This is a genomic window from Micromonospora chokoriensis (assembly GCF_900091505.1).
Lineage (GTDB): Bacteria > Actinomycetota > Actinomycetes > Mycobacteriales > Micromonosporaceae > Micromonospora > Micromonospora chokoriensis.
The window spans coordinates 225,601-246,103 of sequence record NZ_LT607409.1; the positions used below are offsets into that span (position 1 = coordinate 225,601).

Consider the following 20,503-nt stretch of genomic DNA (forward strand, 5'->3'; position numbering starts at 1 on the left):
GGACCATCGATCCGGCAGCCGGCTACGTCGACACGTGTGATCAGCCCCGACCGCAGCGTCGGCAGGTTCCACGCCGGCGCAGGTGGTACGCGTAGGTGGCCGCGCCGAGCGCCACGCCCCAGAGCGGCCAGAGCAACATCGGCGCCCCGGTCAGGCTGAGCCCGCCGGTGAGTTCCCAGAACTTCGGGTTGCTGAGCAGCCCCAGCGAGGCGGCGGTCACGGACAGGGCCACCACTGTGGCGGGCAGCACGGCCAGCTTCACCGGCACCCGCCGGCCGGCGAGGCCGACCACCCAGCGCGGGAACCGCTCGCCCCAGCGCTGCACCAGCCCAAGGGTGAGGATCGCGCCGACGGTGGCGAACGCGGCCAGCCCGAACCCGGCCCAGACCAGCCCGGTGTCCCGCATCTCGGTGAGGAATTCGCGGGAGATGCCGAGCGGGATGCCGGCCGCCCAGGCGAACCGGGTCACCGCGTACGTCAGCGGGATGGCCGCGGCGATGCCGGCGGCCCACCGACCCCAGCGGGTGGCGGCGGCCGGGGTGGTCCACCGCCGGCCGGTGTCGGCGCGACCGCAGCCGACGCAGGCCCCGGTGGTACGGCGCTGCCAGGTGAGCACCGCACCGGCCAGCAGCAACCCGCCGGCCAGCGCCGCGAACCGGGCGAACAGCGCCCAGGTGAAGACGTCGGCGTAGTCGACCGGCGGCCAGCCGAACGGCGCCCCGACGATCAGTATCGGCAGGTAGCCGAGGACGATCAGTACGCGGACGTCCGGCACGACCAGGACGAGCGCTAACGCCACCGCCCAGCCGTAGCCGGCGAGCATCGCCCGCAGCGGCCCGCGCGGGCGTGCCGCCGGGCGGCTCATCGCCAGGGCGGCCACCGCGGCGGTGAGCAGCACGCCGGCGAAGAGCGGGGTGGCCACCTCGACCGGCACCAGGCGCAGCAGGCTGACGTCGCCGCCGTTGCTGTCGTTCGGGCCGAGCGGGTAGCCGGCGTCGGTGAGCATGCTGACCAGGGCCAGCACGCCCCACAGACCGAGCCAACCGGCGGCCAGTGGGGCGAGCCGGTCCGGCCGGCGGGAGCCGGCCCGGGACGGGAAGACATCGTTTTTCGTCATGCTCCCAGCGTCGACGGACAGCCGCCGGATTCCCTCCCGGCAGGCGGTGAACCCGCTCCCCCGGGCGAGGGAACCGTCAACCGGACGGGGTGACGAAGCCGGACTCGTAGGCGGCGATCACCGCCTGGGTGCGGTCGCGGGCGCCCAGCTTGGCCAGCACGTTGCCGACGTGCGTCTTGACCGTCTCCACGCCGACCACCAGGTGCGCGGCGATCTCCGGGTTGGACCGGCCGGTGGTCATCAACCGGAGCACCTCGGCCTCCCGTTCGGTGAGCCGCGCGGCGCGCAGCCGGTCGCCGCCCGCCGGCCCGTACGCGCCGACCAGCTGACGGATCGCGGCCGGGAAGAGCAGCGACTCCCCCGCCGCGACCACCCGGACGGCCTCCACCACCTCGGCGGGCCGGGCCCGTTTGAGCAGGAAGCCGGAGGCGCCGGCGCGCAGCGCCTCGTAGACGTACTCGTCGTTGGCGAACGTGGTGACGACCAGCACCCGGGGCGGGTCGGCGGAGGTGGTCAGCAGGTGTCGGGTGGCCTGGATGCCGTCGATGCCGGGCATCCGCACGTCCATCAGCACCACGTCGGGCCGGTGCCGGGCCACCAGCGGCGGCACCTCGGCGCCGTCGGCGGCTTCGGCGAGGACGCGCAGGTCGGGTTGGGCGTCGATGATGGCCCGCAGTCCGATCCGGATCAGTTCGTCGTCGTCGACGATGAGCACGCCGGTGGTCATCGGGTCTCCTCGTAGGGCAGTCGGGCCCGGATCAGCCACCGGTCGCCGTCCGGGCCCACGGTGATCCGGCCGCCGAGCAGCAGCACCCGCTCCCGCATGCCGTCCAGACCGCGACCGCCGTGGCCCAGCGGGGTCCGACCGGGTCTGCTCATCGCGTTGACCAGCTCCAACTCCAGTGCCTCCGGGTGCAGGTCCAGCCGCAGCGTCACCGGCCCGTCGCCGTAACGGGCGGCGTTGGTCAGTCCCTCCTGCACGATGCGGTAGCCCTCCCGGGAGACCGCCGCGGGGACCCGCGCCGCGTCGCCGACGCGATGCGCGTGCACCGCCAGCCCGGCAGCGCGGGCGTCGGTGACCAACCGGTCCAGGTCGGCGAGGGTACGCTGCGGCGCCACCACCGGGCGTTCGGTGCCGCTCTCCCGGAGTAGCCCGAGCACGTGGTCCAGCTCGTCCATGGCGGTCCGTCCGGTCTCCTCGATGGCGGTGAGCGCCCGTCGGACGAACTCCGGGTCGGTGTGCAGGACCTCGCGGGCGGCTCCGGCCTGGAGGGTGGCGACGGTCAACGCGTGGCCGATGGAGTCGTGCAGCTCCCGGGCCAGCCGGTTGCGTTCGGCGAGCCGGACGGCCTCCCTCTCCAGGGCGGCGATCCGTTCCGCCGGGGCCGGCCCGAGCAGCACCGGCGCCATCGAGCCGGCGAGCGCGCCGAGCCCGGCGACCGCGTAGCCGAGGCCGACCAGCAGGAGCACCCCGCTCGCTGTCAGCCAGCCGCCGTCGCGCCCGTCCAACGGCCCGAACCGTTCGCGGCTGATCAGTTCGGTGCCGATGCCGAACTGCTGGGCGATGAAGGCGAGCGCCATCGGCAGGGCGCTGAACAGCGCGATCATCACCAGCGCGCCGACGACGAGATGGGTGGCGATCCAGAGCGCGCTGCGCAGCCGGGTCTCCCGGTCGCCGGGATGCCCGGGCACCGGTTCGGGGAGGTCCACGCCGAGCAGGGCCCGTACGGCGGCGATCTCCAGTGCCCGACTGCCGTCCAGCAGCAACGGCGTCCCGGCGATCAGCGCCGCGATCACCAGCAGGGCGTAGACCAGTGGTCGGGGGATCGCCGAGTCGGCGAACAGCTGGGCGAAGGTCACCGCGAGGACCCCGTACGGCAGTGCCAGCACTCCGCCGAGCAGCAGGAAGACGCCGCGTCGCCAGGTCGTGCCGGCGACCAGCGGGGTCAGCGCCGCCCGGACTGTCACCTCGTCATTCTGCTGCCGGGGTGGGCCTGGGCGACTCCCCCGTGCCGGGGAGATCTCAGCGGTGGTCGGCGACGTACTGCTGCGGGTCCTTGTCGCGGAACGGCAGGTTGCGGCCGAACTTGTGCTCGCCGTAGAAGGTGAGCCAGCGTTGCCCCAGCTCGGCGCGGAGTTCGACGCTGGCGTGCCGGCGGAAGTCGGGCAGCGCCTCGTCCTCCTCCTCGGCGAGGTGCTCGCTGTTCTCCCGGCGGGCCGTGCCGACCGCCGCCCACCACTCGTCCGAGCCGACCGGGTGCAGCTTCGCCTCGGCGATGGCGTCCCGGATCTTGTTGTGGTCGCCGATCGCGTCGGCGGTCTCGTCCTCGCCGTCGTCGCCGTGCTTGACCAGGTGCGGGTAGAGGATCGCCTCCTCCGCCTCGGCGTGGATGTCCAGGTGCAGGGCGAGGGCGTCCCAGACGGCGAGCATCTCCTGCTCGTCGCGGGCGTCGTCGAGGCGGGCGAAGCCGCGCCGGAAGGCGGCGTGGTCGTCCAGGATCAGTGCGGTGATGTCGTCCACTGTGCTCACTTTCCCGTTGGGCCGGCGAACCGGGCACGCACCATCGCCGGCATCGCGGCGAGGCCGGTGACGGGCCGGAAGCGTTTCGCGGCCTCGACCAGCGCGGCGTACTCGTCGTCGGCGAGGTCGATGTCCGCGGCGGCGGCGTTGCGTTCCATCTGTTCCACCCCCGACGCGCCGGGAATGGCGAGCACGTTCGGGTGACGCAGGAGGTAGGCCAGCGCGATCTGGCTGGGGGTGGCGTCGTGCGCGTCGGCCACCTGGCGCACTGTGTCGATCAGGACCGCGCCGCGTTCCAGGTTTTCCGGCAGGAAGTACGGGTTGGCCCGCCGGACCGCTCCGCTCGGCGGGTTCTTCGCGTCGTACCGGCCGGAGAGGAAGCCCTGCGCCAGCGGGCTGTACGCGATGACCACCCGGCCGGCCTCCCGCGCGTACGGCAGCAGATCCTGTTCGGGCGCGCGGTCCAGCATGCTGTAGCGGACCTGGTTGCTGAGCACCCGGCGGCCCAGCGCCGCCTCGGCGACCTGCCAGCGGCGCAGCCCGTAGTTGCTCACGCCGACCTCGCCGACCAGCCCGACGTCCTGCAGGACGCGCATGCCGCGCATGGTGGTGTGGTCGGCGACGAGCGGGTTGGGCGAGTGCACCTGGTAGAGGTCGATGCTGGTGACGCCGAGCCGGGCCGCCGAGGCGACAGCCCGTTGCTGCACCACCGCCGCCACCGGCAGCACGGGCAGGATCTTGGACGCGATCACCACCTTCGGCCGGTCGTCGCCGAGGGCCGCGCCGAGGATGCGCTCGCTGCGCCCGAAGCCGTAGATCTCCGCGCTGTCGAAGACGGTGACGCCCAGCTCGACGGCCCGTCGGACGATCCGCGCCGCCTGCTGCTCGAACTCCCGGCCGTAGCCCCATTCGCGAGAACCGAACTGCCAGGTGCCCAGCCCGATCTTCGACAGCGGTTTGGGGGTGTCGAGCGCAATGAAACGCATGGCGTCGAAACTACCCCGATGTCCTGGTTCACACGCCCGATCCCCGGCAGGACCTGCCGGAGCTAGGCTCATGATCGTGACCTACCTCGCCGCGGATGACCGCTACGACTCCATGACCTACCGGCGCAGCGGGCGCAGTGGCCTGCGTCTGCCCGCCGTGTCCCTCGGTCTCTGGCACAACTTCGGCCCGGACCGCCCGTTCGATCGGCAGCGCGACATCGTCCGACGCGCCTTCGACCTGGGTGTGACCCACTTCGACCTGGCCAACAACTACGGCCCGCCGCCCGGCTCGGCGGAGGAGAACTTCGGCCGGATGCTCGCCACCGACCTGAAGGCGTACCGGGACGAGCTGGTCATCTCCAGCAAGGCCGGATACCTCATGTGGCCCGGCCCGTACGGCGAGTGGGGTTCGCGCAAGAACCTCATCTCGTCGTTGGACCAGTCGCTGGGCCGCATGGGGTTGGACTACGTCGACATCTTCTACTCGCACCGGTTCGACCCGGACACCCCGCTGGAGGAGACGATGGGCGCGCTCGACGCCATCGTCCGCTCCGGCAAGGCGCTCTACGTCGGCATCTCGAACTACAACTCCGAGCAGACCAGCCGGGCCGCCGCGATCCTGCGTGACCTGGGTACGCCGCTGCTGATCAACCAGCCGTCGTACTCGATGCTCAACCGCTGGACCGAGTCCGACGGTCTGCTCGACACGCTGGAGCAGGTCGGTGCGGGCTGCATCGCGTACAGCCCGCTGGCCCAGGGCCTGCTGACCGACCGCTACCTGGGCGGCATCCCGGCCGACTCGCGGGTGCGTACCAGCGTCTTCCTCAACGAGAGCGACCTGAGCGACGAGAAGATGGCCACCATCCGGGGCCTCGGCGCGGTCGCCGACCGGCGCGGCCAGTCGCTCGCGCAGCTCGCGCTGGCCTGGGCGCTGCGTGACCCGCGGATGACCAGCCTGATCATCGGGGCGAGCAGCGTCGAACAGTTGGAGACGAACATCGCCGCGCTCGACAACCTCGACTTCACCGCCGACGAGTTGGCCGACATCGAGCAGCACCTGGGCTGAGCACCGCCGGGTTCGGGCACGACCAGGGGTGGTGAAGGTTCGACGGCAGCCCTGGTCACCGTTTCCCGTCGACGGCCGCTGCGGCGCGATCGGCGAGGTAGGCCAGGTAGACCAGGTAGGGCACGACGAGCAGGGCGAGCACGAGCACCGCCGCGATCACCGGCGGGTCACCGAAGGCGGCCCCGAGCAGAATCGGCAGCGGCGAGACGGCCGCCAGCAGGATGCCGGTGCGGCGCAGGGGGCGGGCGACCCGTCGGTGCGCGGCGTGCCAGTGCTCCGCCGAGCGCATCGTCGCCGGCGTGCGTACGCCGGGGCTGCGGTGTCTGTTCACCGTCGGTCGCAGCGCGGCCCGGGCGGTGAACGCCACGAGCCAACCGAGGAACGCGTAGACCACAGTCACAAAGGCCCCGGGCCACACTCTGGCACCTCCTGACGCATCGCCGACCATCAGCGTAGAGGACGGGAATCCCCCGGGCGGGCGTGGCGTTTCGATACCCGGAACCGCTTACACCGAGGAGGCAGAGATGAAGGTACGTAGCTCGTTGCGTGCGCTGAAGCAGAAGCCGGGTTCGGTGGTGGTCCGCCGTCGCGGCCGGACGGTCGTGGTGAACCGTGCCAACCCGCAGTGGAAGAGCCGCCAGGGCTGACCCCGGCCCGGACCGGACATACAGTCGACAACCGCCCTGACCGGGTCCCCCCGGTCAGGGCGGTTCGCGTATCGACCGAATGTCACGGCCCGTCCCGGAGCTGCGCGAGTCGCCTCTTGTCCGGTTTGCCGCTCGGCGCGAGCGGAACCCGGTCGAGCACGGTGACGGTGCGGGGCACCGCGAGGTCGTTCACCTGTGCGGCCACGAGCGTGCGCAACACGTCCGGATCGGGCGTCCTCCCGGCCACCGGCACCACGAAGGCGTGCACGGCCTCGCCGGTCATCTCGTCCGGGCACCCGACGACGTACGCCTCGCCGACCGTGGCGTCGGCGGCGAGCGCCCGCTCCACCGGTCCGGCATGGACCAGCTGCGCGTTGACGATGATCACGTCCCGTGCGCGCCCGAGCAGCCGCAGGTACCCGTCCGCGTCGAGCTCGCCCAGGTCACGGGTACGCACCCACCCGTCCACGAACACCTCGGCCGACTCGTCCGGGTCCTGCCAGTACGAGGACGCCTGGGTGGGTGTGCGGACGTAGATCTCGCCGTCGCGGATGGAGACGTCCACGGCCGGGCGGCCGACAGTGGCGAGCGTGGCCGGGTTGGTCAGCATCTCGGCGGGGGTCACCATGGCGATCATCGACGTCTCGGTCTGCCCGTATCCGTGGAAGAGCACCGGGCCCAGCACGTCGAGGGCCTCCGCGAGTCGGCCCGGCGCGAGTGGCGACCCGGAGACCATCAGCGCCCCGAGGTGACGCAGGTCGACCGGATTGGCGCGCTGGTCCCGGATCAGCTGGTGCAGCTTGCCGACGGTGATCACGCTGGCCGTGGCCTGGTGGTCGACCAGGGCATCCGGGAAGACCGGCCGGGGCGCCACGACGAGGGTGCCACCCGCTGCGAGGGCGAGGACGCCGTACTCCAGCATCACCTGACTGGCCAGCGAGCCGAAGACCAGGTAGCGCCGCATCCGGGTGGCCAGTTCGGCGATGGCCGGGGGCCACCGGTCCGGGTACGGGACCCAGGCCGCCGACATGGCCGCGTAGGTCTGCACCACGCCCTTCGGCGTTCCCGTGCTGCCACTGGTCCAGGTGATCCGCGCAGGGTCCTCGGCCCGCCCCGCCGCGACGAGTGGCAGCCCGTCGTCGGGATGCTCGGCGAACGAGGCCAGCCGGGCCGAGTCGACGATGAGGGAGCCGGACAGTTGCGCCGGGCTCAGGTCGGCACGCCACCCGGACACCCGCGCCCCGACGGCGAAGGCGGCCATGGTGGCGGCGAAGGCCGCGGCGGTGACCGGCAGATCGAGCGTGACACCCACTCCGGGCCCCGCGCCGCACGAGCGCAGCCCGGCCGCGACGCGCCGGATCAGACCCGCCATCTCCGAGGCGGTCGTGACGACCGGCCCGTCCTCGAAGACCGGCCGGTCCCCGCCGGTTGCCAGGAGGTCGAGGACGGGCTGCGGCCAGACGTCAGCGGGCATCGGCGAGGACGCCCTTGACGAAGACCTCCAGGGGCTGCCGGTGCACTGTCGGCAGGTCCCAGGTGTTCTCCAGGTTCTCCGCGAGGTGGTGCTCGGCGACGACCTGCCCGTCGCGCAGCACCCGCACGACGGGGTGGAGGTAGCTGGCGTCGTGCGCGGCATTCGCGTCGTTCTCGGCCGGACGCGGCACCGTGATGTCGAACGGGTCGACCTGGTCGTGGTCGGGGCCGTACTCCAGGGTGACCAGGAACGCGAACACGTCCGGCAGCGCCTCCCGCAGGTAGGCGACCGGCACCTCCTCGCGGTAGCCGGCGGCGTCGCCCTCGACCGTGATGACGTCGCCGAGCACCGCGAACTGCTGCCACAGCGCCGAGGTCACGTTGATCCGGGCGATGATCGCATCGGCGATCGCCTCCGGCGTCAGGGCGATCTTCCGGGACGGCCAGGGCTGCCCGTGGTGCCGCTCGCGCAGGATGTGGTGCAGTGCCCGGACGGCATAGCGGAACCCGTGAATGAAGCCGTTGGTGGACTTCTTGAAGTCCCGCTGCTGGCTGAGGGTGCCGGCGAAGTAGAGACCGCTGACGTTCACCGACTCGAAGGCGGGTGTCTGCGCCGGGAACCGATCGTTGATGACCAGCTCCGGCCGCGCGGACTCGGCGAAGATGGACGCGTCGAAGCGGAATCCGGTGCAGAGGATGATCCGGTCGTACGCGAGTTCGCGCAGATTCTCGACGGTCCGGGCGTACCGGAAGAGTACCCGGAACCCGCCGTCCTCCCGCCGGCTGATCTGCTCCACAGTGCCGTCCAGTACGGCGTTCTGCGACTTCAGCTGATAGGTGTCCAGGAAGTTGTTGTTGACGGCGCGCAGGTGGCCGACGTAATGGGACTGCCAGGCCAGTTTGATGGAGTGCGGCCCGGCGACGTGAATCGTCGCGGCGGTCTCGACGAGCGCGTCCGCGGTCTCGAAGGCCGAGTTGCCCTTACCGATGATCAACACGCGTTGGTTGACAAAGTCGGCGGGGTCGACGCTCACCGTGTCGTACCGCTCGGCCAGGTCCGCGCCCTCGATCGGCGGCACGTAGAGCTGGGAGACACCGGTGGCGACGACGACTCTCCGTGCCGTCCACCTGTCGTCGCCGGCCTCGACGGTGAACACGTCGTCGTGCTTGGACACGGAGGTCACCCGGGTGTCGTAACGGACGCGCAGACCTCGCGCGAAGTCGGCGAGATATCGCACCAGATCGTCCGCGGCCGGGAAGTAGCGCGTGCTGTAGTTCTTGAAGAGCAGCTCCGGATCCTCGGTCAACAACGAGTTCCAGTCCGACCGTAAATTGAACTCCGGGTCCTCCGATCCGGTCCACACCTTGTTGATCGAAATCAGCTGGCGATGCCGGGGATAGGTCTCGAAGAAAGTGCCCGGCCGTGGGCCGCCCTCCAGCACCAGGTAGTCGTGACCGTCGCGTTCGAGCAGGGCCGCGAGCTGCAGACCGGCCGGCCCGGCTCCGATGATCAGGCAATCGTGCGTCATACGGCGCAATTTACTGAGGCGATTTCAGAGCGCTCTGAGAAACTGTCTCTAGCATCCGCTTCCATGACGATTGAGGTGGATCTGGCGGCACCGCTGCACCCCGCCGACCTGCGCGCCGCAGCGGGCCCGGTCACTGTCGTGATCGGCGAAGAGGTGCGCGACCGGGTGGCGACCGGCCGCACATTCCTCGGGAAGGCACTCGGCGACGACCGGGCGATCTACGGTGCCACCACCGGGTTCGGGGCGCTCGTCGGATACGCGGGCCGAGCCGACCAGCGCGACCAGGCCGACAACACCCTCGCCCACCTCGGGGCGGGGCAGGGCCCTGATCTCGCACCGGATGTCGTACGCGCGACGCTGCTGGTCCGCGCCTGGTCCCTGGCCCGGGGCGCGTCGGGAGTCTCGCCGCACGTGATCGACGCGCTCGCGGCCATGCTCGGCACGACGTTCACACCGGCCATGCCCCGCTTCGGTTCGGTGGGTGCCAGCGGCGACCTGATCCCGCTCGGTGCCGCCGCTCAGGCGCTGCGCGGTCGCGGGCACGCCTACCTGGACGGCGTCCGGATGCCCGCCGGGGACGCCCTGGAGAAGGCCGGCCTGCAGCCGCTGCCGCTCGACGGCAGGGATGCGCTGGCGCTGGTGAACGGCACCTCGCTCACCACGGCGGCGCTGGCTCTCGCGCTGGGCCGGGTCCGCACCTCGCACCGCGTGGTGCAGACGTTGAGCTGCCTGCTCGCCGACCTGCTCGGCTGCGATCCGCAGTTCCTCGATCCGGCCCTCCTCGCCGCGTACGGTCACCCGGGCGCCGTCGAGGTCGGCGCGCGGCTGCGGGAGTCCACCGCCGGCCTGCGGAAGTCCGGCACCAGGCCGTTGCAGGAGCCCTACAGCATCCGCTGCGCTCCGCAGTTGCTCGGAGCGGCCGAGGACGCCCTGCGCTACGTCGACGGTGTCGTGACGGCGGACCTCGGCGGGGTGAGTGACAACCCGCTGTTCTTCCCGGCCGACGACAGGGTCGTGCACGGCGGCAACTTCTTCGGCCAACCCGCCGCGTTCGCCGCGGACGTCCTGTCCATGGTGATCGCCCAGGTCGGCAACCTCGCCGAGCGTCAACTCGACCTGCTCGTGGACCCGGGACGCAACGGCGGACTGCCGCCGATGCTCGCGGCGGGGCCGGGTCAGCAGCACGGGCTGCAGGGCGTACAGCTCGCGTCGACGGCGCTCATCACCGAGATCAGGCGGGACTCCGTGCCGGCGAGCATGCAGAGCCTCCCCACCAACCTGCACAACCAGGACGTCATTCCGCTCGGCACGCAGGCCGCTCTCCGCGCCCTGGACCAGGCGGAGCTGCTGCGCCTGATCACCGGGTCGCTCGGGCTCGGACTGCGCCAGGCGGTGCACGTGGGGGCACGCCGACCCACGGCGGTCACCTGCGAGCGGGTCCTTCGGGCGCTGGAGGAAATCCCCCCGATCGACCCGGACCGGCCGCTCGACGGAGACGTACGGAGGGCGGTCGCGATTCTGGAAGAGCTTGAAAACTCTCTGATTTCCGGCTCGTACGGTGAGCGCCGTGACGCTTGATTACCTGATCATCGGGGCCGGTCCGGCCGGTCTTCAGCTCGCCGCCCTGCTCGAGGCCGACGGCACGCGTGACTATGTGGTGCTGGAGAGCGCCGACGGGCCGGGGTCGTTCTTCGCCACCTATCCGCGGCACCGCCAACTCATCTCGATCAACAAACCGCACACCGGCACCGACGACCCCGAGCTGAATCTGCGGCTCGACTGGAACTCGCTGCTCACCGACGATCCGGCGCTGCTGTTCACGCAGTACACCGAGCGATACTTTCCCGACGCCGACGTGATGGTGCGGTACCTCGCGGACTTCGCGGCCAAGACGGGCGTCAAGGTCAGCTACGGCACCCGGGTGACCCGGGTCTCCAAGCACGACGACGTCTTCACCGTCGAGGCCGGCGACCGGCACTGGAAGGCCCGCGCGGTGATCGTCGCCACCGGCGTCTCGAAGACCTACGCGCCGGACATCCCGGGGTTCGAGCTGGCCGAGGGGTACGACGTGATGAGCGTCGAGCCACGTGACTACCTCGACCAGAAGGTCCTGATCATCGGCAAGGGCAACTCCGCCTTCGAGACCGCCGACAACCTCATGGAGACCACGACGCTGATCCACGTGGCGGGGCCCAGCTCGGTCCGGATGGCGTGGCGCACCCATTACGTCGGGCACCTGCGCGCGGTCAACAACAACTTCCTCGACACCTATCAGCTCAAGTCGGCGAACTCGATCCTCGACGGCACGATCAAGAGCATCGAGCGCGACGGTACGGGTTACAAGGTCGCGTTCAGCTTCTCCAGGGCCAACGAGGTCGTGAAGGAGCTGCACTACGACCGGGTGTTGGCGTGCACGGGATTCCGTTTCGACGCCTCGATCTTCGACGCCTCGGCGCGGCCACAGCTGACGATCAAGGACCGGTTCCCGGCACAGACCGAGGAATGGGAGTCGGTGAACGTGCCCGGGCTGTTCTTCGCCGGCACGATCTCACAGGTACGCGACTTCAAGAAGTCCACCAGCGGTTTCGTGCACGGCTTCCGCTACGCGGTGCGCGCGCTGCACCGGATCCTCTCCCGCCGGTACGACGCCATGGACTGGCCGTTCACCAGGCTCCCCGCCGATCCGGCGGCCATGGCCGCGGCGGTCATCGAGCGGGTCAACCGCACCTCCGCGCTGTGGCAGCAGTTCGGGTTCCTCGCCGACGTGCTCACCGTCGCCGGAGAAGAGGCCCGCTACCACGAGGAGGTGCCAGTGGACTACTTCGTGTCGACCGGCCTGCGCACCGCCGAGCACGACCACGACCGGGCCTTCGTGATCACCCTGGAGTACGGCCCCGACCACGACCAGGTCGACCCGTTCGACATCACCGTGTCCCGGGTGGCCCAGGACGTCGTGGGGCAGGCGCACGACGCGGCGTACCTGCACCCGGTCGTCCGTTACCGCAGCGGGGGCCAACTGATCAGCACGCACCACCTCGCCGAGAACCTGGAGAACCAGTGGGACCGGCCCGAGGTCCACGTGCGGCCGCTACAGGAGTTCCTGGGGCGTTGCCTCTCCGGCGTCGAGGGCTGAGATGGACCCGGTCCACCAGGACTTCTTCGAGGGCGGCGCGGGGCGGGAACGCACCGTGGCCGCCAACGAGCGGGCTTTCCAGCGGCGGTGGATCGTGCCACGGGTGCTGCGGGCGACCGGGGATCGGGACCTGCGGACCACGGTGGCCGGCACGCCGCTCGCCGCCCCGGTCCTGGTCGCTCCGACGGCCTTTCACCGACTCGCGCACCCCGACGGCGAGACGGCCACCGCCCGGGGGGCTGCGGCGGTCGGCACCGCGATGGTGGTGAGCATGGCCGCCACCCAGCCGGTCGAGGAGATCGCGTCGGCGGGCGGGCCGCTGTGGTTCCAGCTGTACCCGCAACCCGACCTCGACTTCACCGAGTACGTCGTCAAGCGCGCCGAGTCGGCGGGCTGCCGGGCGCTCGTGGTGACCGTCGACTCTCCGGTGTTCGGACGGCGCGAGCGTGACCTCCGCAACGGCTTCACGGACCTGCCGTCCGGCTACGCCTGCGAGAACATGCGCGACGCGGCGGGCCGGGTGCGCTCGATCGCGATGGACGCGACGGCGGGGTGGGACCGGATCGCGTGGCTGCGCGGCGTCACGGGGCTGCCGATCCTGCTCAAGGGCATCCTGCATCCCGCGGATGCCCGCCTCGCCGTGGAGCACGGCGTCGCCGGTGTGATCGTGTCCAACCACGGTGGACGTCAGCTCGACGGTGCGATTCCCACGCTCGACGCGCTGCCCGCGGTCGTGGCAGCCGTGGACGGGCAGATCCCGGTGCTGCTGGACGGGGGTGTGCGCTGCGGCACCGACGTGGTGGTCGCGCTTGCTCTCGGGGCGCGGGCGGTGCTGGTGGGGCGTCCGGTGGTGCGGGGGCTCGCGGCGGGTGGGGCGGTGGGCGTACGGGAAGCGCTCGAACGACTCGCCACCGAGCTGGACCTGGCCCTCGCCCTGGCCGGAGCGCGGCGGCCCGTCGATCTGACGCCCGACCAGGTGGTGACCCGGTGAAGACGGTGGTCGCCCTGCGGGAGTGGATCTTCGAGCGGGTGAACGGGGCCGAGGGCATTCCCGTCCCCGGACCGCTGGTGGGGCCGGAGGACTTCGAGCGGGTCTACAGCGATCCGGCCGCCGACGGGCGCAGCCGAGGGGCCGGGCTGTCGGACCTGTTCTGGTACTGGCTCGCCCCCGGTCCGCAGATGCACCAGGAGCACCTGGAGCCCGGCGAGTCGTACCGGACGGTCGCGCGGACGACGCGTCAGGTGCTGGCCGTCCCACACGCGCGCTCCGACGAACTGGCGACGGCCGCGACCCGGCGGATCCTCGACGCGCTCCCGACCCGCCGGACCAGTCACGTGCGGCTACGGGACCTGATGATGCCGATCTGGGCCGAGGTCTCGTACGAGTTGGTGTTCGGCGCATCCTGCCCGCGCGACGTGCGGGAGCTCATCGTGGCGAACGCGGACGACGTGGTCACCGCGCTGAAGGGGATGAGTCTGCGGCACATGTCCCGCCGGGATCGTCTGACGCGCTACCTGCTGGACCGGATCGACGCGGGGACCTGCCCGATCGTGCTGCCGCCACCCTTCACCGCCCTGGAGACCGCCTGGTACCTCCAGGGCGCGTTCTTCAACACGGCCGTGGTGCAGATGTCGGAGGCCATGACGCACGTCCTGCTGTGCGCCCGGTCCGTCGAGGACACCTCCGACGGCTCTCTGGACCGGGTCATCGACGAGACGCTCCGGGTGTACCCGCTGTTCGGCATCGCGCACCGGATCACGTCCGGGCCCATCTCCGTGGGCGATCACGTCCTCCCCACCGGATCGGTGCTGCTCTTCAACTACCTGGCCTATCAGCGCACCGGTCCCGCAGCCGACGACGATTTCGACCCGGACCGCTGGCTGTCGCTGCGTCGGCAGGACGCGCACTTCATCCCGTACGGCGTCACCGCCAACCGGGCCTGTCCGGCGCGTGGCGCAGCCCCCGTCCAACTGCGGGCGGCGACCCGGGAGGTGTTGCGGCGGTTCTCGGTGAGCTCGTCGGTGGCGCACACCCGCTCGCTGCCGAGTCGCGGTCCCGCGTACCTGACGCCCCGGGGCCTCCCCGGTCCCGGCCGCACCCGGCTCGCCCTCATGCGGCAGCGCGACGGGGTCTTCGACGTAGGCCGCTCGGTCAAGCAGCTCGTCTGCGGCACCTGGATGGTCGTCGACGCGCGGCGACAGAAGTTGTGCACCCGATTCTTCGAGGAGGCAGGCGCGTGACCCCCACCGAACTCGCCCCGCGGTTCTTCATCGCGGTCGCGGTCATTCTGCTCTTCTGCAAGTTGGTCTCCTGGCTTCTCGGCAAGGTGGGTCAGCCACCCGTGGTGAGCGAGATGCTCGCCGGGGTGCTGCTCGGCCCGTCGCTGCTGGGCCTGCTGTGGCCGGGAGCGCAGGCCGCGCTGTTCCCCGCGCCACTGCTGCCGATCCTGTACGTGGTCGGCCAGGTCGGTCTGGTGCTGTTCATGTTCCAGGCCGGGTACGCGTTCACCTCGCACCGGGTGACCAGACTCGCGGGCACGGCGGGGGCGGTGTCGCTGGCGGGAGTCACGGTCCCGCTGCTGCTGGGGGTCCTGCTGGTCCTGGGCATGGCGGGGTTCGTCCCGATCCGCGCGGAGGGCGTGTCGCTCGGTGTGTCAGCGGCGTTCGTCGGTGTGGCGCTGGCGATCACGGCCTTTCCCATGCTCGCCCGCATCATCACCGAACGCGGCCTCGCCGGCACCCGCTTCGGGCTGCTCGCCCTGGCCAGCGGCGCGATCGACGACGCGGTCGCGTGGATCATGCTGGCCGTGGTGCTGGCGTTCGCCTCTGGCGCTGCCGGCCCGGCCTTCGTCACCGCGGGTGGCGCGGTGCTGTTCGGGCTGGTGCTGTGGCTGGGCGGGCGGCGGGTGACCGGTTACGTCATGGGGCTCCCGGGCGACCGGGCGCGCCTGCTCGGCACCGTGGCGCTGCTCTTCCTGGTCGCCTGGTACACCGACGAGATCGGGCTGTACGCGGTCTTCGGCGCCTTCGCGGTCGGTGTGGTGATGCCGCACTCCGCCCAGACCGACAAGGTGGTGGACACGCTGACGCCGATCGCCGCGACGGTGTTCCTGCCGCTGTTCTTCACCTTCTCCGGGTTGCGCACCGAGTTCGCGTTGCTGGGCAATCCGGCCGTGCTCCTCTTCGCCATCGCGTGCGTGGTGGTGGCGATCGTCGGCAAGTTCGGTGCCTGCTGGGGTGCGGCCCGCGTGATGGGTGAGCCGAACACCGTCGCGCTGCGCGTCGGCGCCCTCATGAACGCCCGCGGCCTGATGCAGTTGATCGCGTTGAACGTGGGGCTGGAGGCGGGCGTCGTGAACTCGTCGCTCTTCACCGTGCTGGTGCTGGTAGCGCTCGTCACGACCCTCATGACGACACCGCTGATCAGTTGGATCGAGCGGCGCGAGGCACGGGGTGCCGCTTCGACACCGTCGCTCGTTCCCGCCGGAACCCCGTAGATTCATTGTTTGAGGAGACAAGTTTCACAACACATAGAGTGTTATCTATGTCACCATCCTTGTATGACTCGACTCCTGCTCGTCGAGGACGACTCGGAGCTACGCGGGATGGTGGCCGAGGCCCTGACCGACGAGGGATACGTCGTCGACCAGGCCTCCGACGGCCAGCGCGGCCTCCACCTGGGGCTCACCCGGCCGTACGACGTGATGGTGATCGACCGGCTGCTCCCCGCCCTCGACGGGCTGGACCTGGTCGTCCGGCTGCGCTCCCGGGCGGTGGTCGCCCGGGCGCTGCTGCTGACCGCGCTCGGCACCGTCCAGGACCGGATCGCCGGCCTCGACGCGGGCGCCGACGACTACCTGACGAAACCCTTCGACCTGGACGAGCTGAGTGCCCGCATCCGGGCACTCTGCCGCCGGACCTCCGAGTCGACCGAGGTGCTGCGGCTCGGGCCCGGCCAACTCGACCTCTCCGTGCGCGACGTCATCCTGCCCGACGGCACCCGGGTCGCCCTGTCCGCACGCGAGTTCGAGCTGCTGCGGGTTCTCGCGGCCCGACCGCACACCGTCCACTCCCGAACCGAGCTGCGCAGCCGGGTCTTCGACGAGGCGGCAGCGGCGTCCCTGGTCGACACGTACGTCTACTACCTGCGGCGCAAGCTCGGTCGCTCCGTGATCCGGACCGTGCACGGTCTCGGCTACCGGCTGGGGACGCTGTGAGCTTCGAGGACACCATGCTGCGTCGGGCCCGGGTGCGGGTCAGCATGCTCGTCGGGCTCACCGTCACAGCGCTGCTCGCCCTGGGTGCCGCCATCTCCTACGTCGCACTGCTGCACAGTCAGCACGAACAGATCGAACGGGAGCTCACCTACGGCGCGGTCCACGGCACCATCGACGGCCCGCCGGGCTGCAACTGGATCATCCTGTACGACGGCGGCACCATCGACTCGGGCCGCAACCCGCCACCTCCCGGCTTCCCCCTGCGGTCCGCCATCGACGCGGTGGCCCTCGACCGTCAGGCGCGCAGCGACCGGATCGACCGCAACGGCACCACCTACTACGTCCGTACCCAGCCGCGCGGCACAGGCGTGGTGCAAGCGGTGTTCGACGCCCGCTTCCAGCTCTCCGACCGGCGTCACCTGCTCGCCGCCTTCCTCCTCGCCGCGATGGTCGGCCTCGCCGCGGCGATACTCACGGGCGTCGTCGTGGGCCGCCGAGCGGTGGCACCGCTCGCCGAGGCGCTCAGCCGGCAACGCCGCTTCGTCGCCGACGCCAGCCACGAGTTGCGCACCCCCATCGCCCACGTCCACACCCGCGCCCAGATCCTGGCCCGCCGCGCCGGCACCGACCGCGCCGACTACGACCGCCTCATCGAGACCACCCGCCGCCTCGGCGAGATCGTCGACGAACTGCTGCTCTCCGCCCGCCTCGCCGCCACCCCGGCCGACCGGCACCCCTCCGAGCCCGTCGACCTGGCCCGCCTCGCTGCCGAGGCCGTCGACTGCGAGGCCGACCGCGCGGCCGAGCAGGGGGTACAGGTGCACCTGACCGTCCCGGACACCCCGGTCCTGGTCCCCGGCGTCGCCTCGGCCCTGCGTCGCGTGGTCGGCGAACTGCTCGCCAACGCCCTCACCCACACCCCGACCGGCGGCCGCATCGACGTCACAGTGCGCACCTCCCGCCGCGACGCGGACCTGGTGGTCACGGACAGCGGAACCGGATTCGACCCCGCCGACGCGGAACGCCTCTTCGACCGCTTCCACCGTGGCGCCGGAGCCAAGGACCGACGTTTCGGTCTCGGCCTGGCTCTCCTGCGCGAGGTGGTGACCAGTCACGGCGGAACGATCACCACCGACAGCCGGCCCGGCGCCGGGGCGACCTTCACCGTCCGCCTGCAGACGATTCCGCCGCGGATCTCCGCAGCCCCTCCGGGGGCGGTCTCGCCGGTGGGCGTGACCCCAGCGCGGTGACCCCTCCGGGATTCCCGTCGCCGACATGTTGCGGTCCGCGGGCCGGCACGGCCCGCCGGCCGACATGGCCACGGCCGCCGCGTTCTGCGGCGCGCTGCCACCCGATCTCGCCGCTGCGGGATCTCCCGGCAACCGCTTCACCCACCTCAAAGTACGGTCGGCGACAGCCGACCCCGTCCTGTTGGAAGGCGAGCAACGCATGACTGAACAGCAGGAATTTCGTGGCGGAGTGAACGTCGTGTGCCGCCACGGCGACGTCGTCCACCGGCCAGCGTCACCGGCAGCGCCGGCGATCCACCGGCTCCTGCGGCACCTTCACGACCACGGGTTCCACGGCGCGCCGCAGCCACGTGGCTTCGACAGCGAAGGCAACGAGATACTCACGTTCCTCGACGGCGAGGTACCCGACGTGCTCACGCCTGAGCTGCGTACGCCCGAGTTCCTCGCCACCGCGGCTGCACTGCTGCGCGGCCTTCACGACGCGAGCGTCACGTTCCGGCCGCGCCCCGACGACCCCTGGCTCTTCCCGGTCCGACAGCCGGCCGAGGTCATGTGCCACGGTGACGCCGCCCAGTACAACAGTGTCGTCAAGGACGGCCTGGCAGTCGGTTTCATCGACTTCGACGCGGCCCACCCCGGACCGCGGATCTGGGACGTCGCCTACGCCGTCTACCGGTTCGCGCCATTGCAGGGGCCGGACAATCCGGAGAGCTTCGGCACACCGCAGGAGCAGGGGCGCCGGGCCGCCGAGTTCTGCCGCGCATACGGGCCGGATGTGGGCGCCGAGGTCGTCGACGTCGTCCCGGACCGGCTGCAGGCGCTCATCGACTTCATGCGCGACCAGGCCGGCCAGGGCAACGAGGCGTTCCAGCAGCACCTCGCGCAGGGGCACACCGATCTGTACGAGGCGGACATCCGCTACGTACGGGCGCACCGCGACATGCTGCGCGCCGCCTTCACGGAGGGCTAGACCGCGCCCCACGCGTTGCTGCTGGCCCCATGGTTCCCGCCCTGCCCCGGCGGCGTCGGCACGACCGGGCTCGAAGTCGTGCCTGTACGGGAGCATGGCAGATGTGTGAACGGTAGCCTTCGGGATGCTTCTGCGGTAGCGTTGCAGCATGCTGCCATATCAGCTGCGGGCCGTCGATCAAGAGCTGGATGAGCTGCTCGGCGGTTTGCCTGCCATCAGTCTCGAGGGGCCGAAGGGCGTCGGAAAGACCGCGACGGCCCAGCGTCGCGCCGCCACCGTCTTCGCCATGGACGACGCGACACAGCGGGAGCTGCTCACCGCCGATCCGCAGCGCCTCGACCGAGCCCCGGCGCCGGTCCTCATCGACGAGTGGCAGCGCGAACCGGCGGTCTGGGACTTTGTGCGGCGCAGCGTCGACCGTAATCCCGCACCGGCCCGGTTCCTGTTGACCGGCAGCGCCACCCCCACGTCCGCGCCGACACATTCCGGAGCCGGACGCATCGTCCAGCTCAGGATGCGACCGATGAGCATCGCCGAGCGGGCCCTGGCCGAGCCGACGGTCAGCCTTCGGAAGTTGCTCACCGGACAGCGGCTGGCCGTGAGCGGAAGCGCCGCGCTGAGCCTGGTCGACTACGCCGAAGAGATCGTGCGCTCCGGATTCCCCGCCATCCGCCAACTGCCGCCGCGCGCTCGCAGGGCACAGCTCGACGGCTACCTGAACCGAATCGTCGAACGAGACTTCCCCGAGCAAGGCCACCTGGTACGCCGACCCGACACCCTGCGCGGGTGGCTGGCCGCGTACGCCGCCGCGACGGCAACCACCAGTTCCTACAACGCCATCCTGGACGCGGCCACCCCGGGCGAGACCAACAAGCCCGCCAAGACGACAACGACCGTGTACCGCGACGTGCTGTCCCAACTGTGGCTGCTCGATCCCGTGCCCGGCTGGCTGCCCAGCCGCAGCGCCTTCAGCAGACTCGGCGCCGCACCGAAACACCACCTCGCCGACCCGGCCCTCGCCGCCCGACTCCTCGGCGTGGACGTACCCGCCCTGCTCGACGATTCAGCACCGGACACACCCGTCCGCAGGCCCGGTCCCCTGCTGGGCGCCTTGTTCGAGTCGCTGGTGACGCTCAGCGTGCGGGTCTACGCGCAAGCAGCTGAAGCCACGGTTCATCACCTACGTACCTGGGACAGTCGGCACGAGGTGGATCTCATCATCCAGCGCGCCGATCAACGAATCGTGGCGCTCGAAGTCAAGCTGTCCCCGTCGGTGAGCGATGACGACGTCCGTCACCTCACCTGGCTACGTGGACAACTCGGCGACGACCTACTCGATGCGGCGGTCATCACCACCGGATCTGAGGCGTACCGCCGCGCTGACGGAATCGCCGTGATCCCGCTCTGCTTGCTCGAACCCTGACAACCAGCGCATGCCACCTTCCAGCCCGGCGACGCCGGCCTTGCGCATCTGACGACACAGGCCGGCACCCGGGTACCACACTGTTTTGCGCCCCACATTCCGCCCTGGCAGCACTCGGACCACACACGCAGTCGAAAGATCCCTGTTCAGAGGCCGGTTCTGACGAGATCT

19 protein-coding genes are annotated in these 20,503 nt (G+C 71.0%); 11 read left to right on the forward strand and 8 right to left on the reverse strand.

Annotated features, from left to right (window positions below):
- Window positions 1-40: 40 nt before the first annotated feature.
- The 5 genes from GA0070612_RS01030 to GA0070612_RS01050 form a co-directional block, all read right to left on the reverse strand.
- Window positions 41-1,117 (reverse strand): hypothetical protein, encoded by a 1,077-nt coding sequence (locus tag GA0070612_RS01030; protein WP_088986196.1) that lies wholly within the window; start codon window positions 1,115-1,117, stop codon window positions 41-43.
- Window positions 1,118-1,193: 76 nt separating this feature from the next.
- On the reverse strand, window positions 1,194-1,844 hold the full coding sequence (locus GA0070612_RS01035; protein ID WP_088986197.1) for a response regulator transcription factor: 651 nt from the start codon (window positions 1,842-1,844) through the stop codon (window positions 1,194-1,196).
- Window positions 1,841-3,085, reverse strand: a complete 1,245-nt coding sequence (locus GA0070612_RS01040) for a sensor histidine kinase (RefSeq protein ID WP_088986198.1) — start codon at window positions 3,083-3,085, stop codon at window positions 1,841-1,843. Before GA0070612_RS01040 ends, GA0070612_RS01035 begins: the two co-directional genes overlap by 4 nt.
- A gap of 55 nt (window positions 3,086-3,140) precedes the next feature.
- Complete coding sequence (locus GA0070612_RS01045) at window positions 3,141-3,638, reverse strand: hemerythrin domain-containing protein (protein ID WP_167393597.1); 498 nt, start codon at window positions 3,636-3,638, stop codon at window positions 3,141-3,143.
- Between the two features lie 5 nt (window positions 3,639-3,643).
- Window positions 3,644-4,624: an aldo/keto reductase gene (locus GA0070612_RS01050; RefSeq protein ID WP_088986200.1), complete on the reverse strand. Its 981-nt coding sequence runs from the start codon at window positions 4,622-4,624 to the stop codon at window positions 3,644-3,646.
- A gap of 70 nt (window positions 4,625-4,694) precedes the next feature.
- Here GA0070612_RS01050 and mgrA point away from each other — a divergent pair, with 70 nt between their 5' ends.
- On the forward strand, window positions 4,695-5,690 hold the full coding sequence (mgrA, locus tag GA0070612_RS01055; protein WP_088986201.1) for an L-glyceraldehyde 3-phosphate reductase: 996 nt from the start codon (window positions 4,695-4,697) through the stop codon (window positions 5,688-5,690).
- Between the two features lie 55 nt (window positions 5,691-5,745).
- Here the strand turns inward: mgrA and GA0070612_RS01060 are convergent, their stop codons facing one another.
- Window positions 5,746-6,090 (reverse strand): SdpI family protein, encoded by a 345-nt coding sequence (locus GA0070612_RS01060; protein ID WP_157742394.1) that lies wholly within the window; start codon window positions 6,088-6,090, stop codon window positions 5,746-5,748.
- 124 nt (window positions 6,091-6,214) lie between these two features.
- On the opposite strand from GA0070612_RS01060, the gene GA0070612_RS01065 reads away from it, so the two are divergent.
- A complete protein-coding gene (locus GA0070612_RS01065) occupies window positions 6,215-6,337 on the forward strand; it encodes a 50S ribosomal protein L36 (protein ID WP_030331473.1) in 123 nt (40 codons plus the stop codon).
- Between the two features lie 82 nt (window positions 6,338-6,419).
- On the opposite strand, the gene GA0070612_RS01070 is transcribed toward GA0070612_RS01065, so the two are convergent.
- Both GA0070612_RS01070 and GA0070612_RS01075 read right to left on the reverse strand, forming a co-directional pair.
- A complete protein-coding gene (locus GA0070612_RS01070; RefSeq protein ID WP_088986203.1) occupies window positions 6,420-7,811 on the reverse strand; it encodes a class I adenylate-forming enzyme family protein in 1,392 nt (463 codons plus the stop codon).
- Complete coding sequence (locus GA0070612_RS01075; RefSeq protein WP_088986204.1) at window positions 7,801-9,339, reverse strand: NAD(P)-binding domain-containing protein; 1,539 nt, start codon at window positions 9,337-9,339, stop codon at window positions 7,801-7,803. Before GA0070612_RS01075 ends, GA0070612_RS01070 begins: the two co-directional genes overlap by 11 nt.
- Before the next feature lie 63 nt (window positions 9,340-9,402).
- On the opposite strand from GA0070612_RS01075, the gene GA0070612_RS01080 reads away from it, so the two are divergent.
- The 9 genes from GA0070612_RS01080 to GA0070612_RS01120 all read left to right on the forward strand — a co-directional run bounded on the left by GA0070612_RS01080 (window position 9,403) and on the right by GA0070612_RS01120 (window position 20,332).
- Complete coding sequence (locus GA0070612_RS01080) at window positions 9,403-10,917, forward strand: aromatic amino acid ammonia-lyase (RefSeq protein ID WP_088986205.1); 1,515 nt, start codon at window positions 9,403-9,405, stop codon at window positions 10,915-10,917.
- Entirely contained in the window at window positions 10,907-12,472 is a 1,566-nt protein-coding gene (locus GA0070612_RS01085) for an NAD(P)-binding domain-containing protein (protein ID WP_088991186.1), read from the forward strand. The genes GA0070612_RS01080 and GA0070612_RS01085 overlap by 11 nt, the downstream gene beginning before the upstream one ends.
- Before the next feature lies 1 nt (window position 12,473).
- A complete protein-coding gene (locus GA0070612_RS01090; protein ID WP_088986206.1) occupies window positions 12,474-13,463 on the forward strand; it encodes an alpha-hydroxy acid oxidase in 990 nt (329 codons plus the stop codon).
- Window positions 13,460-14,713: a cytochrome P450 gene (locus GA0070612_RS01095; RefSeq protein WP_088986207.1), complete on the forward strand. Its 1,254-nt coding sequence runs from the start codon at window positions 13,460-13,462 to the stop codon at window positions 14,711-14,713. The genes GA0070612_RS01090 and GA0070612_RS01095 overlap by 4 nt, the downstream gene beginning before the upstream one ends.
- The gene (locus GA0070612_RS01100) at window positions 14,710-15,969 is read left to right on the forward strand and encodes a cation:proton antiporter (RefSeq protein ID WP_088986208.1); all 1,260 of its coding nucleotides are present in this window, start codon (window positions 14,710-14,712) and stop codon (window positions 15,967-15,969) included. The genes GA0070612_RS01095 and GA0070612_RS01100 overlap by 4 nt, the downstream gene beginning before the upstream one ends.
- A gap of 63 nt (window positions 15,970-16,032) precedes the next feature.
- Entirely contained in the window at window positions 16,033-16,689 is a 657-nt protein-coding gene (locus GA0070612_RS01105; RefSeq protein WP_088986209.1) for a response regulator transcription factor, read from the forward strand.
- Window positions 16,686-17,939 (forward strand): sensor histidine kinase, encoded by a 1,254-nt coding sequence (locus tag GA0070612_RS01110; RefSeq protein WP_231924424.1) that lies wholly within the window; start codon window positions 16,686-16,688, stop codon window positions 17,937-17,939. Before GA0070612_RS01105 ends, GA0070612_RS01110 begins: the two co-directional genes overlap by 4 nt.
- Before the next feature lie 25 nt (window positions 17,940-17,964).
- Window positions 17,965-18,909: an aminoglycoside phosphotransferase family protein gene (locus GA0070612_RS01115; protein WP_231924425.1), complete on the forward strand. Its 945-nt coding sequence runs from the start codon at window positions 17,965-17,967 to the stop codon at window positions 18,907-18,909.
- A gap of 148 nt (window positions 18,910-19,057) precedes the next feature.
- Window positions 19,058-20,332, forward strand: a complete 1,275-nt coding sequence (locus GA0070612_RS01120) for an ATP-binding protein (RefSeq protein WP_088986210.1) — start codon at window positions 19,058-19,060, stop codon at window positions 20,330-20,332.
- Window positions 20,333-20,503: the final 171 nt, after the last annotated feature.